The sequence below is a fragment of the Starkeya sp. ORNL1 genome, assembly GCF_012971745.1.
Classification (GTDB): Bacteria; Pseudomonadota; Alphaproteobacteria; order Rhizobiales; family Xanthobacteraceae; genus Ancylobacter.
The window spans coordinates 4,090,433-4,108,081 of sequence record NZ_CP048834.1 but is presented as its reverse complement, the minus strand read 5'-3'; the positions used below and the strand labels follow the sequence as shown (position 1 = coordinate 4,108,081).

The window sequence follows — 17,649 nt, the reverse complement described above, 5'->3', positions numbered from 1 at the left end:
ACCCTCGTCGAGCATCGATCGGCCGAAGCGCAGGGAACATGCGCCGGCCCTTGGAGGAAAAATGGCTGTCTCCACCGTCGCGGTCCCGTCTCGCACCCCCGCATTGCCTGCCTGGCTGAAACTCGAGAATCTCGTCATCGGCGGCGCCATATTGGCGCTGGTGGTGCTGGTCGTCCTCCCCGTCGCCTCGCTGCTGGTGGCGAGCGTGTGGAAGGATGGTGGCCTCACCCTCGAGTATTTCGCCGAGGCGGTGAGCGGGCGCTCCTATCTGCGCGCGCTCGGCAATTCGCTTGTCCTCGGCGCCTGGACCGGCCTGCTCAGCATCGCCATCGGCGTCCCGCTGGCCTGGGCGGTCAGCCGCACCAACGTGCCCGGCAAGGCGTTGATTCAGTTCACCTCGACGCTGTCCTATCTCTCGCCGCCCTTCCTCACGGCGATCGCCTTCGTGAACCTGTTCAGCCCGAACGCCGGCATCGTGAACGTCTTCTTTCGCGACGTGATGGGTCTGCCGGAGGTCGGCTTCAACATCTTCACCATGAGCGGCCTGGTCTTCGTCACCGTGCTGCATACGTTTCCCTTCGTGTACCTGCTGGCATCGAGCGCGCTGCAATCGGTCGACGCCTCCTACGAGGAAGCCGCGCAAATCCTCGGCGCCAGCAAGCTGCGCACCGCGCTCACCATCACCGCGCCGCTGGTGGCCCCGGCCATCCTGTCGGGCGCGCTGCTCGCCTTCGTCAACGCCATCGCGCTGTTCGGCTCGCAGGCCATTATCGGCCTGCCCGGCCGCATCGTGACGCTGCCGACCCGCATCTATTCGCTGTTCGATTATCCTCCGCAGTACGGGCTGGCCTCGGCGTTGTCGCTGCTGTTCGTCGCCATCACCGTGGTCGCGCTCTATCTGCAGCGCGCCTTCCTCGCCCGTCGCTCTTATGTGACGCTCGCCGGCAAGGGCGCCCGCCCGCAACTGATCGATCTCGGGCCATGGCGCTGGCTGCTGTTCGCGCTCTGCGTCGTCACCTTCATCGTCGCCATCCTGCTGCCCTATGGCACGCTGATCGCGGTGTCGTTCTCGAAGTCGTGGGGCCTGAATTTCTGGCAGAACCTCACGCTCGCCAACTACCGCTTCGTGCTGATCGACTACGACGTCACCCGCCGCGCCATCTTCAACAGCCTGGTGCTGGCAACCATCGCCGCCACCTTCTGCGCGCTGTTGGGGGCCATCATCAGCTGGATCGACCTGCGCACGCGCCTACCCGGCCGCAAGCTGCTGGACTATGCCGCGCTGATCCCGCTCGGCCTGCCGGGCATCGTGATGGCGGTAGCGCTGCTGCAGTTCTGGCTGACCATGCCGATCGCGCTCTACGGTACCTTCGCCATCCTGCTGCTCGCTTATGTCGGCCGCTATGTGCCGCTCGGCGTGCGCGCCGCGAACTCCTCGCTGCGCCAGATCGACCCCTCGCTGGAGGAGGCGGCGCAGATCCTCGGCGCCTCCTGGGGCCACACCATGCGCGAGATCACGCTGCCGCTGATCCGCCCCGGCCTGTTCGCCGGCTGGCTGCTGGTATTCGTGCCGGTCATCCAGGAACTGAGCGCCTCCATCCTGCTGTTCAGCTCCAAATCCATCACCCTCGCGGTCGCGGTCTACAACCTCTACGAGACGGGCTACACCGAGCCCGTCGCCGCGCTCGCCATCGTCAACATGATCATCATCGCCGTGGCCATCAGCATCGCCCGCAAGTTCGGGGGTAGCCGCATCGGTCTCAAGACCGGCGAGAATTCGCGCACTGGAGTTATGGGCTGATGGCAAGCATCCGCATTTCCGGCCTATCGAAATCCTATGCCGGCAAGGATAGCGGCGCCGCGGTGAGCGGCCTCGATCTCGACATCAAGGACAACCAGTTCGTCACGCTGCTCGGCCCGTCGGGCTGCGGCAAGACCACGACGCTGCGCCTGATCGCCGGCTACATGACGCCCGACACCGGCACCATCCGGGTCGGCGATCGCGTGGTGTCCTCCGCCGAGGGCGTCGCCCCGCCGGACCGCCGCGGCATGGGCATGGTGTTCCAGAACTATGCAGTGTGGCCGCACAAGACGGTGTTCGAGAACGTCGTGTTCGGCCTCAAGCTGCGCAAGATCGCATCGGCCGAAGCCAAGCGCCGCGTCGAGGAGGCCCTTGCGCAGGTCAATCTCGCTGGCCTCGAGGGCCGCTTCCCGGGCGAGCTTTCCGGCGGCCAGCAGCAGCGCGTCGCGCTCGCCCGCTCGCTCGTGGTCGAGCCGGAGATCCTGCTGCTCGACGAGCCGCTCTCCAATCTCGACGCCAAGCTGCGCGAGCGCATGCGGGTCGAGCTGAAGCAGCTGCAGCGCCGCACCGGCATCACCTTCGTCTATGTCACCCACGACCAGGCCGAGGCGCTGGCGCTGTCCGACCAGATCGCCGTCATGCATGGCGGCAAGCTGCAGCAATACGGCACGCCCGATGATGTCTATCGCCGGCCGGCCAACAAGATCGTCGCCGACTTCATGGGCATCGTGAATTTCGTGCCAGGCACCGCCCGCGGTGGCGATATCGTCGACATCGACGGCGTCGAGATGCGCTCGCCGCGCGCCCTCGGCCTTGCCGCCGGCGCGCCGGTCGATGTCGCGGTGCGGCCGGAGAATGTCCGGCTGTTCCGCACGGCGAGCGCCGAAGCCCGGCTGGCCGGAACCATCACCGAGAAGACCTATCTCGGCAACATCATCGAATATTGGGTGCAGCTGAAGTCGGGCGCGGTGCTGCGCGCCCAGACCCACCCGGTCGAGCAGTTCGCGCCCGGCGACGAGGTCCATCTCATCATCGATGCGGCCGAGTGCAGCGTCTTCCCGCGCACCGAAGCCGCGCCCGCCACCAAGCATTAGGAACGGAGAAGACCATGCAGAGCGCAAGCGCGCTGAAGCCCGCCGCTGTCGGCCAGGAACACTGGACCAAGAACGGCGATTCCGACCTGTTCCTCTTCCAGAAGGCGCCGGCCGACGGCAAGGCACCGGCCGGCACCGTGCTGTTCGTCCACGGCTCCTCCATGGCCTCGCAGCCGACCTTCGATCTCCAGGTTCCCGGCCGGCCCTATTCCTCGGCGATGGACTATTTCGTCGACCAGGGCTTCGAGACCTGGACGCTCGACTTCCGCGGCTATGGCCGCTCCGACAAGCGCCCCGGCACCCGCGCCACCATCGCGGAAGGCGCCGAGGATCTCTCCGCCGCCACCGACTACATCCTCAAGACCCGCGACTGCGGGCCGTTCCACGTCTATGGCATCTCCTCCGGCGCGCTGCGCGCCGCGGCCTTCACCGAGATGCATCCCGATCGTGTGAAGCGCCTCGCGCTCGATGCCTTCGTATGGACCGGCGAGGGCAGCCACACGCTGGACAATCGCCGCAAGAAGCTCCCGGATTTCCGCGAGGGCGAGCGCCGGCCGATCGACAAGGCCTTCGTCTATTCCATCTTCAACCGCGACCATCCGGGCACCGCGGAAGACAAGGTGATCGACGCCTTCGCCGACGCCATCACCTCGCTCGACGATTCCATGCCGAACGGCACCTATATCGACATGTGCACGCGGCTGCCGCTGATCGACCCCGCCAAGATCACCGTGCCGACCATTGTCATGCGCGGCGAATATGACGGCATTGCCGGCTTCGATGATCTCATCGAGTTCTACAAGAAGCTGCCCAATTCCGACAAGCAGTTCGCGGTGATGCCGGGCATCTCGCACGCCTCGTTCCAGCAGAAGAACTACATGCTGGTCTATCACATCCTGCATGCTTTCTTCACCCAGCCGGAACCCATCTATCGCGGCTGACGCCATTACGACGCCACAACAAGAACGCTCCGGGAGGAAACAATGACGAAGACGATCATCGCAACCCGCATGCTCGGTGCGGCGCTCGGCCTGATGGCTGGCGCCGGCCTGGCCTTCGCCGACGATGTCGACATGGCCAAGGCCAAGGCCGAGGGCAAGGTAGTGTGGTACACCTCGACCCCGATCGAACAGGCCAACAAGATCGCCCGCCTGTTCGAGGCCGACACCGGCATCAAGGTCGAGATGTTCCGCTCGGGCGGCTCGGCCATCCTGCGCCGCTTCAACCAGGAGCAGTCCGCGGGCCTGAAGGCCGCCGACGTGCTCACCACCTCAGACCCCGCCGCCTCGAACGTCATGGCCGAGCAGGGCATGTTCGTTGCCTTCAAGCCGGTGGATTTCGACAAGGTGCCGGCCGAGGCCAAGGACCCCGCCGGCAACTGGATCGGCCAGCGCCTCAACCTCATCACCATCTATATGCGTGGCGACAAGGTTGCCGAGGCCGACCGCCCGCAGAAATGGACCGACCTCACCGACAAGAAATACAATGGCAAGCTGGTGATGACCGACCCGTCCTTCACCTCGCTGCAGCTCTCGGTGGTCGGCACGCTGTCGCAGAAGCTCGGCTGGGACTATTACGAGAACCTCTCGAAGAACGACGTCATGGTCGTGCAGGGCAACCAGCAGGTCTCCGACAACCTCAAGCGCGGCGAGCGCCTGATCGCGGTCGGCGCGCTGGATTCCTACGCCGCCGAGGACCGCAAGAGCGGGCATGAGATCATCACCGTCTATCCCAAGGACGGCACCTTCGTCATTCCCTCGCCCACCGCGGTGGTGAAGGGCAGTCCGAACCCGAACGCCGCCAAGGCCTTCGCCGCCTTCATGATCAGCCCGAAGGCGCAGCAGATCTTCCCGGAAGACGGCGGCTATTCCGCCCGCAGCGACATCGACCCGCCCAAGGGCAGCCCGAAGGTCGGCGACCTGACGCTGCTGCACGTCGACTATGACGCGCTGGAGAAGAATGGCGGGAAGATCAAGGAACAGTTCAACGACATCTTCCGCTGAGCGAAGCGTGTCCTGAAAATAACGGCCCCGTCTCGAAAAAGACGGGGCCGCTATCATTTTATACCCAACCTCATCCTGAGGTGCCCGGCAAAGCCGGGCCTCGAAGGATGCCCGTCCCCGATCGCCGTCTTCTGCTTCAGCATCCTTCGAGGCTCGCTACGCTCGCACCTCAGGATGAGGTTCCGCAGGGCCGATGGAAGGCTCCCGCCACGGCGTCGGCGACAGGATCTCTTGCAATATCTGCAGGAAATGCGTGGTCCGCGCGGTGCGCCCATGCTTTGAGCCGAGCAGCACCACCACATCGGCGGACGGTGGCGACCAGCCCGGCAGCAATTGCATCAGCCGTCCGGCCTTCAGGTCCTCCGCCACGTCCCACTCCGAGCGGATGACGACAGCGCGCCCGTCGAGCGCCCAACTGCGCACCACCGCGCCGTCATTGCTCGACATGACCGGATGGATGCGCACCGACTCGGTGCCGAGCTCGGCATGGTGGAAACGCCAATAGGTGGCATCCTGGCTGTTCTCGCGCAGCGCCGCGCACTCATGGTGGCGCAGTTCTCTAGGGCTCTCCGGCACGCCGCGGCGCTCCAGATAGGCCGGCGAGGCGCACAGGATGCGATCATTGCGTGCCAGCACCCGCACTTGCATCGCCGAATCGATCAGTTCGCCGACATGGACGATGATGTCCCACGCCTCCGCCTTGTCGGAGATCGGGTTGTCGAACAGATCGAGCCCGACCGAGGTCTCCGGATAGCGCGCCCGGAACAGCGCCGCGGCCGGGGCGACGAAGCGCCGGCCGAAGCCGAACGGCGCGGCGATGCGCAAATGTCCGGTCACCGCGCCGCGCCGACTGGCGAGGATCTCGGCGAGGTCGTCGACCTCCTCGATCAGCCGCCGCCCGCGCGCCGCCAGCAATTCGCCCTCGGTGGTGAGCGTGAGATGCCGGGTCGAGCGATCGACGAGGCGCACCCCGATCTTCTCCTCCAGCAGGCGCAGCCGCTGCGTCACCGCCGGCGAGGAGACGTCGAGCGAACGCGCCGCCGCCGCCAGCGAGACGGATTCGGACACGATCGAGAAGAAGCGCAGATCTTCGGTCGAGATCATCGGGCAGCCCGGATCATTAAGGTGTAGCTTAATTCATAAACCGCTTTGAGCTTAGTGGAATCCTCGCCTCGCCGTCGATAGCGTTCACCGGTCCGATAATCAGAACAACGGACCTTTGCCGGCTCGCCAGCCGGCTCAGCAGCACGGCCAGGTTCGGAAACGCCAGGGTTCGAGGAGACGCCAAATGGAAGTCAGTGGCAGCATTGCGCGCCAGCGCATGGAGCGCGGCGAGGTCGCGATCGGCATCGGGGTCAAGTTCGCGCGCACCGTCGATATCGCCAAGGCGATGCGGGCCGCCGGCTATGACTGGCTCTTCATCGACCTCGAGCATGGCTCGATGTCGCTCGACACCGCCTCGCAGATCGCCATGGCCGCGCTCGATGTCGGGGTGACGCCGCTGGTGCGGGTGCCGAACGGCGAGTTCGGCATGGCGACGCGCATTCTCGACAATGGCGCCATGGGTATCGTCATGCCCCATGTCGACACCGCCGACGAGGCCCGCGAGATCGTCTCCAAGCTGAAATTCCCGCCGGTCGGGCATCGCTCGGTGTCGAGCGGCCTGCCGCATCTCGACTACAAGCCGCTCGGCATGCGCGCCATCGCCGAGACGCTGAACGCCGCCATGCTGCTGGTGGTGATGCTGGAGAGCCCTGAGGCCATCGCCAATGCCGAGGAGATCGCCGCGGTACCCGGCATCGACGTGCTCCTCGTCGGCTCCAACGATCTCTGCGCCGAGATGGGCATCCCCGGCGACTACGGCAATCCGCGGCTCGGCGAGGCGGTGAAGCAGGTGGTCGCCGCCTGCGAGAAGCACGGCAAATGGCCGGGCTTCGCCGGCGTCTATGACGAAGCCCTGATGCCGCGCTATCTGGAGCTTGGCCCAAAGTTCGTGCTGTGCGGCACCGACATCTCCCTCATGATCTCCGCCGCATCCAAGCGCAGCGCCTTCGTCCGCAAGAGCATGGACGGCTCCGAGGCGCAGCGCGCGGCAATCTGAGGCGAGGGATTACGATGAATGTGAATGCGGCGGGCACGGTGCATGTGGCGGCACCGGCGCTGGAGGATTGGGTCGCGGCGGTGTTTGCCCGGGCTCGCGTGCCGGAGGTGGACGCCCGCCAGACCGCGGCGGTGCTGGTGCGCACCAATCTTCGGGGCATCGACACCCACGGCGTGATGCGGGTGATGCCCTATCTGGAGAAGCTGCGTTCCGGCGAGGTGAATGCCGCGGCGCATCCCCGCGCCGAGGTCCGCGAGGGCGTGCTGCATGTCGATGGCGATCGCGGGCTCGGCCAGGTGGTGGCCAGCTTCGCGGTCGAGCGGGCGGTGGAACTCGCCCGTTCGCAGCCGGTGGTGATGGGCATCATCCGCAATAGCGGCCATCTCGCCGCGCTCGGCCTGTTCGTGCTGCCGGCCGCCGAGCAGGGCATGATCGCCGTGCTGTGCCAGGAGACGCCGCCCTTGATGGCGCTGGAGGGCGCCTCCGGCGCCGCCATCGGCAACAACCCGATCGCCTTCGCCGCGCCGGTGGCGGAAGGGCAGCCGCTGGTGTTCGACATGGCGACCAGCATCGTGGCGCGCGGCAACGTGCTCCAGGCCGCACGCGACAAGACGCCGATCCCGGAAGGCTGGTCGATCGGCCCGGACGGCCTCCCGACCACCGATCCGATGGTGGCGCTCAAGGGCGCGATGCTGCCCATGGCCGGCCACAAGGGCATCGGGCTCGCCATGATGGTGCAGATACTGGCCGGCAGCCTCTCCGCCTCGCGCACCGCCGAAAGCGCGGCGACCTTCGGGGCCACGAGCGCGGCGGGCAATGTCAGCGCCTTCCTGCTGGTCATCAATCCGGATCGGGTGGTGGGCCGCGCGGCGTTCGACGCCCATGTCGCGCAATGGCTGACCACCTACGCCACGGCATCGGGCGAGGAGGCGCGCTATCCGGGCGAGCGCGCCAGCCTCTGCGAGGTCGAGCGGCGGCGCGACGGCATACCGCTGTCGCTCGGGGCGGTGGCGGAACTGCGAAAGGTCGGCGAGCTGGTCGGCCTCGAGTTTAATCTCGCGCCCGCGGCATGTCCTTAAGCCACCTACTGATATGCGGTATACGCCGGGCGATGCGGCCTCTGGCATTAAGGCTGGACTTAATCGAATAGTCACCGCGGGCGGAATTGTTGCCTGCCCCCGACCTGGGACATGCTGAACGTCATGAGGGACGCCCGCGACACTTCGCTCGTTCTCGACCGCCCCGGCGCCGCAGACGCGGCCATCCTGGTGCGGCTCGACGATCTGGCGACCCCGGCGCTGGTGCTTGATCGCGACCGCATGGACGCCAACATCGCCCGCATGCGCCGGCAGCTCGCACCCCACGACGTGCTGCTGCGCCCGCATCTGAAGACCGCCAAGTCGATCGAGGTGGCGCACGCGCTGCTCGCATCGAGCGGTGGCCCGGCCACGGTGTCGACCTTGAAGGAAGCCGAGCAGTTCGCGGGCGCCGGCCTCACCGACATGATCTATGCGGTCGGCATTTCCGCCGACAAGCTCGACCGCGCGGTTGCGCTGCGCCGCCGCGGCGTCGATCTCGCACTGCTGCTCGACAGCGTGGAGCAGGCCCGGCTGGTCGCGGCGACGTCCCGCGAGACCGGCGTGCCGCTGCCGTGCTGGATCGAGATCGATTGCGACGACCATCGCGGCGGGCTGAAGAGCGACGATCCCGCGATCCTCACAGTGGCGCGGGCGCTGCAGCAGGGCGGCGTGCCGCTGCGCGGCGTGCTCACCCATGCCGGCGAATCCTATAATGGCATGGGCGGCGCGGACGACCTCGCCGCCGCCGCCGAGCAGGAGCGCCGCGCCGCAGTCGGTGCCGCCGCCCAGATCCGCGCCGCCGGCCTGCTTTGCCCCGGTGTCAGCGTCGGCTCGACGCCGACGGCGCTGTTCGGGCGCAATTTCGAGGGCGTCAGCGAAGTCCGCGCCGGCGTCTATGTGTTCTTCGATCTGGTGATGGCCGGCCTCGGCGTCTGCCGCGCGGAGGACATCGCCGTCTCGGTGCTGGCAACGGTGATCGGCCGGCGCGGCGATGGCAAGGCGATCATCGATGCCGGCTGGATGGCGCTGTCGCGCGATCTCGGCCGCAGCCTGCGCGAGGGCCAGCCGAACTATGGCGCAGTCTGCGACCTCGACGGCCATGTGCTGCCCGGCCTCGCCGTCACCGGCGTCAACCAGGAGCACGGCATCGTCGGCTCGCTCAGTGCAGACGGCATTGTGCCGCTGCAGATCGGCGAGCGCGTCCGCATCCTGCCCAACCATGCCTGCGCCACCTCGGCGCAACATGACCGCTACCACGTCGTCGCGACCGGCTCGCGCGCGGTCGAGGCGGTGTGGCCACGCTTCAACGGCTGGTGATCGCCTCTCGCGCGAGACCACAGGAATTTCGTGCCGCGAATACCGAGCTTCGAAAAAACGAAGCCGACTTATCAAAGAGAAACGCCACCCTGGGAGGAGGCCGTGAAGTTATCGCCCGTGCTGGCCATGGCACTGTCCATGGCGTTTGTACCCACGCATCTCTACGCGCAGAATCCGGCGCGCTCGGTCACCATCGTCCTGCCTGAAGCGCTGCAGACCGTCGAGCCGTGCCAGTCCGCAGTCTCGACCGTGGGCCGCGTCGTCAAGCAGAACGTCACCGAGACGCTGACCGAGCTCGATTTCGACACCGGCACCATCAAGCCGCGCCTCGCCACCTCGTGGGAGCGGCTCGACGACACCACCTGGCGCTTCAAGCTGCGCGAGGGCGTCAAATTCCATGACGGCGCGCCGTTCAATGCCGATGCGGTGGTCTATTCGATCAACCGCACCATGGACACCGCGCTCACCTGCATGGTGCGCAACAAGTTCTTCGGCAGCACGAAGTTCAGCTTCAAGGTGGTCGATCCCTATACGCTCGACATCACCACCGATCCGGCACAGCCGATCCTGCCGACCGTGCTCACCACCATGACCATCACCTCGCCCAACACCAAGCTGGGCGAGGCCAGCCGCAAGCCGGCCGGCACCGGCCCCTATGTGATGAGCACCTGGGATCCCGGCCAGAAGATCGTGCTGGACCGCTTCGAGGGCTATTGGGGCGACAAGCCGGCGGTCGAGCGCGCAACCTATGTCTGGCGCACCGAATCCGCCGTGCAGGCGGCGATGGTGGCGACCGGCGAGGCCGACATCGCGCCGACCATCGCCATCCAGGATGCCACCAACCCGGCGACCGACTTCGCTTATCCGAACTCGGAGACCAGCCGCATCCGCATCGGCGCCGACCAGCCGCCGCTGAACGACGTGCGGGTGCGCAAGGCGCTGAACCTCGCCATCAACCGCGAGGCCTTCCGCGGCAGCATATTGAGCAAGGACGTCATCCCGGCCTCGCAGCTCGTGGTGCCGGGCACCAATGGCTACAACACCGACCTCAAGCCGTGGCCCTATGACCTTGCCGAGGCCAAGAAGCTGCTCGCCGCCGCCAAGGCCGACGGCGTGCCGGTGGACAAGGAAATCCGGCTCATCAGCCGCACCAACATCTTCCCCAATGTCACCGAGACCATGGAAGCCCTGACCCAGATGTGGGGCGAGGCCGGTCTGAACGTGAAGCTGCAGATGCTGGAAGTGGCGCAGGTGCTGAAGCTCGGCACCAAGCCCTATGCGCCGGATCGTCCGCCGACCTTGGTGATCGACCAGCACGACAACAACACCGGCGATGCCTCCTTCACCATCCTCTACAAATACTCGTCCTCTGGCGCCCAGTCGGACTCGGCAGATCCCGACCTCGACCGGCTGATCAAGGAAGGCACCGCCTCCACCAATCCGAAGCGGCGCGAGCTCTACCAGCAGGCTTTCGCCCGGATCCAGCAGGTGGTGGTGCCGGATGTCATGCTGTTCCACATGGTCGGCTACACAAGGGTCAATCCGCGCCTGATCTACCGGCCGAGCATCTCGACCAATAGCGAGCTGCAACTCGCCCAGATCAAGTTCAAGTCGTCCTGAGTCTTTCGGGGACGTCATCCTGAGGTGCCGCCATCGGCGGCCTCGAAGGATGCTGAAGCAGGAGAACGGCCATCGGCTTGGGCATCCTTCGAGGCTCGGGCTTTGCCCGAGCACCTCAGGATGAGGTGGCTCTGAAATCTTCCCTGTCCGACCGGCACGCCAAGGCCGGCCGGACAGACCAGACCAAATCAAAAACCAACAGAACAGCTTTCCGGGAGGAGACCATGAGACACTGGATTTTGCCTGGTGCCGCGATCGCCGCCACGCTGTGGCTGGCCGCCGGCCCCGCTTTCGCCGACGCGTCGAAGGACATCACCATCGTGGTGCCGGACTCGATCGACAATCTCGATCCCTGCCGCTCGGCGCGCAACGATGTCGGCCGCATCATCAAGCAGAACGTCACCGAGACGCTGACCGAATTGAAGGCGGAGGACGGCTCGATCCAGCCGCGCCTCGCCACCTCCTGGCAGCAGCTCGACGCCAATACCTGGCGCCTCAAGCTACGCACCGGGGTGACGTTCCACGATGGCAGCCCGTTCGACGCCAATGCGGTGGCGCGCTCCATCGACCGCACGCTGAACCCCAAGCTCGACTGCATCAACCGCCAGAAATTCTTCGGCGGCGTCACCCTCACCCCGAAGGTGATCGATGCCGAGACCATCGAGATCGCCACCACGCCGCCGCAGCCGATCCTGCCGACGCTACTGTCGACCATGACCGTGGTGCCGGCCTCGACCCCGGTGGACCAGTCGGTGAAGAACCCGGTCGGCACCGGCCCCTATGTGTTCAAGGATTGGCAGCCGGGCCAGAAGGTGACGCTGGAACGCTTTGACGGCTATTGGGGCGCCAAGCCCGAGGTCGAGCGCGCCATCTTCGTCTATCGTGGCGAATCCGCCGTGGCGGCGGCGATGGTGACGACCGGGGAGGCCGACCTCGCGCCCTATATCGCGGTGCAGGACGCCACCAACACGAAGACCGATGTCAGCTATCTCAACACCGACACCGCGCAGGTGGTGCTAGCGAACAACGTGCCGCCGCTGAACGACATGCGGGTGCGCAAGGCGCTGAACCTCGCCGTCGACCGCCAGGCCTTCATCGGCACCATCCTCTCCAAGGACGTGCAGCCGGCGAGCCAGCTGGTGCTGCCCTTCATCAACGGCTACGCGCCGGACCTCAAGCCCTGGCCCTATGATCCCGATGCGGCCAAGAAGCTGATCGCGGCCGCCAAGGCCGACGGCGTGCCGGTCGACCGCGAGCTGACGCTGTTCGGCCGTCCCGGCTTCCTGCCGAACCTGCCGGACGTGATGAGCGCGCTGGCCCAGATGTGGCAGGCGGTCGGCCTCAATGTGAAGACCCAGATGATCGAGAAGGCGCAGTTCATAAAGCTGGTCAGCGCCCCGCATCCAGCCGACCGTCCCGCCAGCATGTTCCTGAACCTGCACGACAATGCCAGCGGCGACGCGGTCTTCACGCTGTTCTTCAAATACTCCTCGAAGGGCGGCCAGAGCGAGCTGGCCGATCCCCAGCTCGACGCGCTCATCGTGGAAGGCGGCCAGGCCACCGGCGACAGGCGCCGCGACCTCTACCAGCAGGCGTTCCGCCGCATCACCAAGGACATCGTGCCGGACGTGATGCTGTTCCACCTCGTCGGCAATGCCCGTGTCGGCCCGCGCATCGAGTTCAAGCCGAACGCGCTGACCAATAACGAGCTGCAGATCGCCACCATCCGCTTCAAGCCGAAGTCGTAAGCCGGCGCGATCGGGAGAAAGCCATGTTCAGCTATCTCGGAAAACGGGTCGGGCAGAGCGCGCTGTCGATGATCGGCCTCATCGTCCTCGTCTTCTTCCTGGCTCGGCTGACGGGCGATCCGTCGGCGCTCTATCTCCCGATCGACGCCACCGCCGAAATCCGTGCCGAGTTCTCCGCCCAGCACGGCTTCGACCAGCCGGCCTTCGTGCAGTTCGGCAGCTTCCTGTCGGATATCTCGCGTGGCGATTTCGGCGAGTCGCTGCGCCAGGCCCGCCCGGCGCTTCCCGTGGTGCTGGAAGCCTTCCCCACCACGCTGACGCTCGCCGCCTTCACCATGGCGATCGCACTCACCATCGCCATCCTCACCGGGGCGCTGGCCGCCTGGCGCCCCGGCGGCTTCTTCGATCGCGTCACGAGCATCCTGTCGCTGCTCAGCGCCAGCGCGCCGAACTTCTGGGTCGCGATCGTCGGCATATTGGTGTTCGCGGTCGGCCTGCACTGGCTGCCGACCTCCGGCACCGGCGGGCCGAGCTACTGGGTGCTGCCCATCGCCGTGCTGGTGCTGCGCCCTTGCGGGCTGATCGCGCAAGTGGTGCGCGGCTCGATGATCAGCGCGCTGTCCTCCGCCTATGTGAAGACGGCACGCGCCAAGGGAGCGAAGAGCCGGGCCATCATCTTCATCCACGCGCTGCGCAACGCCATGCTGCCGGTGATCACGGTCGCCGGCGACCAGGCCGCCGGCATCATCAATGGCGCGGTGGTGGTGGAGACGGTGTTCGGCTTCCCCGGCATCGGCAAGCTGCTGATCGACGCCATCACCTATCGCGATTTCGCCGTGCTCCAGGCCGCCGTGCTGGTCACCGCGGTCGCCATCTTCGCGCTGAACATCGCGATCGACATCGGCTACGCGCTGCTCGATCCGCGCATCCGGCACATCTGAGGGAGCGCGATGATGAGAAGTCCTTTCGAGCCGGCGACCTTCGCTTTCCCCATTTCACCACCTCATCCTGAGGTGCTCGGGCAACGCCCGAGCCTCGAAGGATGCTCGCCGCCGATGGCCGTCGTCCTGCTTCAGCATCCTTCGAGGCTCGCTGCGCTCGCACCTCAGGATGAGGTTGCTGGTTTTGAGTTCGACCCCGAGGGCTAGAGATGAACCGCACGATGACATCCGTTCTCAACCCCACGACTACCACGACGCCGAAAGAGCGCAGCGGCCTCGCCACCGCGTTCCGCATGCTGTGGCGCGACAAGCTGGCGCTCATCGCCGCGATCTTCCTCACCATCATCGTGCTCAGTGCGATCTTCGGGCCGATGCTGGTGGGGCCCGAAGCCACCACCATGAATCTGCGCATGCGCAATGCCGCGCCATTCCAGCTGGACAAGGGCTGGCTGTTCTTCCTCGGCGCCGACACGCTGGGGCGCAGCATCCTCGCCCGCATCATGGTTGCCAGCCGCAACACCATGGCAGTGGCGGCCGGCGCGGTGCTGCTCTCGGCGCTGATCGGCACCACGCTCGGCCTCATCGCCGGCTTCCGCGGCGGCTGGGTTGCCAGCGTCATCATGCGGCTCGCCGACATATTGATGAGCTTCCCCTCGCTGCTGCTCGCCGTCGTGGTGCTCTATGTGCTGGAGCCGCGGGTCTCCAACGTGGTGCTGGTGCTCGCCGTCACCCGCGTGCCGGTCTATCTGCGCACCGTGCGCGCCGAGGTGCTGGAAGTGCGCGAGCGCATGTTCGTCTTGGCGGCGCGGGTGATGGGCGCGAGCCCATGGCGCATTGTCTGGCGCCATATGTTGCCGGTGGTGGTGCCGACGCTGATCACCGTGGCGACGCTCGACTTCGCCTTCATCATGCTGGCGGAATCCAGCCTCTCCTTCCTCGGCCTCGGCATCCAGCCGCCGGAGATCAGCTGGGGCCTGATGGTGGCGGACGGGCGCAATTACCTGTCCTCCGCCTGGTGGCTCGCCTTCTGGCCGGGCCTCGCCATCATGCTCACCACCACTGCGCTGAACCTGCTCTCCAACTGGGTGCGCATCGCCACCGATCCCAAGCAGCGCTGGCGGCTGGAGCAGAGCCGCGCGGCGACCGCGACCGCGGGGGACGACGATGAGTGAAGCGAGCGAACATCTCCACGCCGAGCATCTCATCCAGGTCGAGAATCTCAGCGTCGATTTCGACACCCGCTACGGCGTGGTGAAGGCGGTGCGCAAGGTCTCGTTCCATGTCGACCGCGGCGAAACCCTCGCCATCCTCGGCGAGAGCGGATCCGGCAAGAGCGTCAGCGCCTCCGCCATCATGGACCTGATCGACATGCCGCCGGGCCGCATCCGCTCGGGCGTCATCCGCTATCGCGGCGAGGATCTGCTCACCGCCCCGCGCGAGCGCCGACGCGCCATCAATGGCCGCAACATCGCGATGATCTTCCAGGATCCGCTGGCGGCGCTCAATCCGGTCTATACGGTCGGCTGGCAGATCGCCGAGATCTTCAAGATCCATGGCGCCGAAGCCGGCAACGAGCGCGAAGCCTCGATCCGGCTCATGGAGCGCGTCGGCATCCCCGACCCCACGCGCCGCATCGACGACTATCCGCACCAATTCTCCGGCGGCCAACGCCAGCGCATCATGATCGCGATGGCGATCGCGCTCAGGCCCGATCTCCTGATCGCCGACGAGCCGACCACGGCGCTCGACGTCACCGTGCAGGCGCAGATCCTGAAACTGTTGAAGGATCTGCAAGCCGAGACCGGCATGGGGCTGTTGCTCATCACCCATGATCTCGGCGTCGCCCTGGAGGTCGCCGACCGGGTCGCGGTGATGCAGGAGGGCCGCATCGTCGAGACCGGGAGGGTCGCTGACGTGCTCGGCAACCCGCAGCATCCCTATACGCGCCGCCTGGTCGATGCGGTTCCCGGCCGCCACGGCTTTGCCGACGCGCAGGCCTGCGAGGGCGAGACGCTGCTGGCGGTGAACCACCTCTGCAAGACCTATGAGGTGACGAGCCTGTTCTCCCGCAAGCCGGCGCAAAGCGTGCGCGCGCTCGACGATGTCAGCATCGCCCTGAAGCGCGGCGAGAGCCTCGGCATCGTCGGCGAGAGCGGTTCCGGCAAATCGACGCTGGCGCGCACCATACTTGGCCTCGAGGAGGCGAGCGAAGGCGAGGTGCTCTATCGCGGCAAGAATGTCGCCGGCTTCACCCGCGAGGAGATGTTCGCCTTCCGCCGGCAGATCCAGGTGGTATTCCAGGACCCGACCGCCTCGCTCAACCCGTTCATGACGGTCGGCCAGATCATCGCCGAGCCTTGGGCGATCCATAAGGATGTCGTACCGCGCAATGAGCGGCCGGCTCGCGTGCTGCAATTGCTGGAGAGCGTCGGCCTCAAGGCCGAGCACGCCCAGCGCTACCCGCATCAATTCTCCGGCGGCCAGCGCCAGCGCATCGCCATCGCCCGCGCTTTGGCGCTGAACCCCAGCATCATCGTCTGCGACGAGGCGGTCTCCGCCCTCGACGTCTCGATCCAGGCGCAGGTGATCGACCTGCTGAAACGGCTGCGCCGCGACTATGCGCTGTCCTACCTCTTCATCGCCCACAACCTCCCGGTGGTGCGCGACTTCTGCGACCGCGTGGCGGTGATGTATCGCGGCAGCATCGTCGAGATCGGCGAGACCGCCGCGCTCTTCGAGGCGCCGCAGCACCCCTATACACGCGACCTCCTGAATGCGAGTCCGGTCATCGAAGGCATCGCCTTCACGCCGGCGGGCAAACCGGCGGGTCCCTCCACCATCACCAGTGCAGCAGGATAAAATGAGCGAACGTCGGACACATCGCATCGCCGTCATTCCAGGGGACGGCATCGGCAAGGAAGTCGTGCCGGAAGGCGTCAGGGTGCTGGAGGCGGCGGCGGCCAAATTCGGCTTCGACCTCCAGCTCGATCATTTCGACTTCGCCAGCGCCGACTATTATTTGAAGCACGGCAAGATGATGCCGGACGACTGGAAGGCGCAGATCGGCAGCCATGACGCCATCTATTTCGGCGCCGTCGGCTGGCCGGCCGTCGTGCCCGACCATGTCTCGCTCTGGGGCTCGCTGGTGCTGTTCCGCCGCGAGTTCGACCAGTATGTGAACCTGCGTCCCGTCCGCCTGATGCCCGGCGTGCCTTGCCCGCTGGCCGGCAAGGTGCCCGGCGACATCGATTTCTATGTCGTGCGCGAGAACACCGAGGGCGAATACTCCGCCATCGGCGGGCGCATGTTCAACGGCACCGACCGCGAGATCGTGATGCAGGAGACGGTGCTTACGCGCTACGGCGTCGACCGCATCCTGCGCTTTGCCTTCGAGCTGGCCGCCAGGCGCGGCAAGAAACACCTCACCGCTGCCACCAAGTCCAACGGCATCGCCATCACCATGCCGTACTGGGACGAGCGCGTGGAGGCGATGGCGCAGAACTATCCCGACATCAAGTGGGACAAGTACCACATCGACATTCTCGCCGCGCAGTTCGTGCTGCACCCCGAATGGTTCGACGTGGTGGTGGCCTCCAACCTGTTCGGCGACATTCTCTCCGATCTCGGTCCGGCCTGCACCGGCACTATCGCCATCGCCCCGGCCGGCAACATCAATCCGGAGCGGAAATTCCCCTCGCTGTTCGAGCCGGTGCATGGCTCGGCCCCCGACATCGCCGGCAAGGGCGTGGCCAATCCGATCGGCCAGATCTGGTCGGGCGCGATGATGCTGGAGCATCTCGGCGAAGTGGATGCCGCCCGCGCAGTGGTGAAGGCGATCGAGGCGACGCTGGCGGAGACGGCGCTGCGCACCCGCGACCTCGGCGGCAAGGCCAACACCGTCGAGTGCGGCAAGGCCGTCACGGCGGCGCTCGGCTGAGGATTGCG

At 66.3% G+C, this 17,649-nt stretch carries 14 protein-coding genes; 13 read left to right on the top strand and 1 reads right to left on the bottom strand.

Going from position 1 to position 17,649, the window contains the following annotated elements:
* Positions 1-61 precede the first annotated feature (61 nt).
* Genes G3545_RS19555 through G3545_RS19540 form a run of 4 tightly spaced genes read left to right on the top strand, consistent with a single transcriptional unit; the run spans position 62 to position 4,898 of the window.
* Positions 62-1,801, top strand: coding sequence for an iron ABC transporter permease (locus tag G3545_RS19555; RefSeq protein WP_170014927.1), 1,740 nt, complete (start codon positions 62-64; stop codon positions 1,799-1,801).
* On the top strand, positions 1,801-2,895 hold the full coding sequence (locus G3545_RS19550) for an ABC transporter ATP-binding protein (RefSeq protein WP_170014926.1): 1,095 nt from the start codon (positions 1,801-1,803) through the stop codon (positions 2,893-2,895). Before G3545_RS19555 ends, G3545_RS19550 begins: the two co-directional genes overlap by 1 nt.
* Before the next feature lie 14 nt (positions 2,896-2,909).
* A complete protein-coding gene (locus G3545_RS19545) occupies positions 2,910-3,836 on the top strand; it encodes an alpha/beta fold hydrolase (protein ID WP_170014925.1) in 927 nt (308 codons plus the stop codon).
* Between the two features lie 42 nt (positions 3,837-3,878).
* Positions 3,879-4,898, top strand: a complete 1,020-nt coding sequence (locus G3545_RS19540) for an ABC transporter substrate-binding protein (RefSeq protein ID WP_170014924.1) — start codon at positions 3,879-3,881, stop codon at positions 4,896-4,898.
* A 156-nt stretch (positions 4,899-5,054) separates the two neighbouring features.
* Here G3545_RS19540 and G3545_RS19535 read toward each other — a convergent pair whose 3' ends face one another.
* Positions 5,055-6,002, bottom strand: a complete 948-nt coding sequence (locus G3545_RS19535) for a LysR family transcriptional regulator (protein ID WP_170014923.1) — start codon at positions 6,000-6,002, stop codon at positions 5,055-5,057.
* Between the two features lie 184 nt (positions 6,003-6,186).
* On the opposite strand from G3545_RS19535, the gene G3545_RS19530 reads away from it, so the two are divergent.
* From G3545_RS19530 to G3545_RS19490, 9 genes are all read left to right on the top strand, one after another.
* Positions 6,187-6,999, top strand: a complete 813-nt coding sequence (locus tag G3545_RS19530; RefSeq protein ID WP_170014922.1) for an aldolase/citrate lyase family protein — start codon at positions 6,187-6,189, stop codon at positions 6,997-6,999.
* A gap of 14 nt (positions 7,000-7,013) precedes the next feature.
* Complete coding sequence (locus G3545_RS19525) at positions 7,014-8,078, top strand: Ldh family oxidoreductase (protein WP_170014921.1); 1,065 nt, start codon at positions 7,014-7,016, stop codon at positions 8,076-8,078.
* 111 nt (positions 8,079-8,189) lie between these two features.
* Complete coding sequence (locus G3545_RS19520; protein ID WP_246702482.1) at positions 8,190-9,395, top strand: alanine racemase; 1,206 nt, start codon at positions 8,190-8,192, stop codon at positions 9,393-9,395.
* Positions 9,396-9,497: 102 nt separating this feature from the next.
* On the top strand, positions 9,498-11,015 hold the full coding sequence (locus G3545_RS19515; protein WP_246702481.1) for an ABC transporter substrate-binding protein: 1,518 nt from the start codon (positions 9,498-9,500) through the stop codon (positions 11,013-11,015).
* 224 nt (positions 11,016-11,239) lie between these two features.
* Entirely contained in the window at positions 11,240-12,763 is a 1,524-nt protein-coding gene (locus G3545_RS19510; protein ID WP_170014920.1) for an ABC transporter substrate-binding protein, read from the top strand.
* A 23-nt stretch (positions 12,764-12,786) separates the two neighbouring features.
* Positions 12,787-13,704, top strand: coding sequence for an ABC transporter permease (locus G3545_RS19505; protein ID WP_170014919.1), 918 nt, complete (start codon positions 12,787-12,789; stop codon positions 13,702-13,704).
* Positions 13,705-13,997: 293 nt separating this feature from the next.
* Complete coding sequence (locus tag G3545_RS19500) at positions 13,998-14,876, top strand: ABC transporter permease (protein ID WP_246702920.1); 879 nt, start codon at positions 13,998-14,000, stop codon at positions 14,874-14,876.
* Positions 14,869-16,563, top strand: a complete 1,695-nt coding sequence (locus G3545_RS19495; protein WP_170014917.1) for an ABC transporter ATP-binding protein — start codon at positions 14,869-14,871, stop codon at positions 16,561-16,563. Before G3545_RS19500 ends, G3545_RS19495 begins: the two co-directional genes overlap by 8 nt.
* Position 16,564: 1 nt before the next feature.
* A complete protein-coding gene (locus G3545_RS19490; RefSeq protein ID WP_170014916.1) occupies positions 16,565-17,641 on the top strand; it encodes a tartrate dehydrogenase in 1,077 nt (358 codons plus the stop codon).
* Positions 17,642-17,649 lie beyond the last annotated feature (8 nt).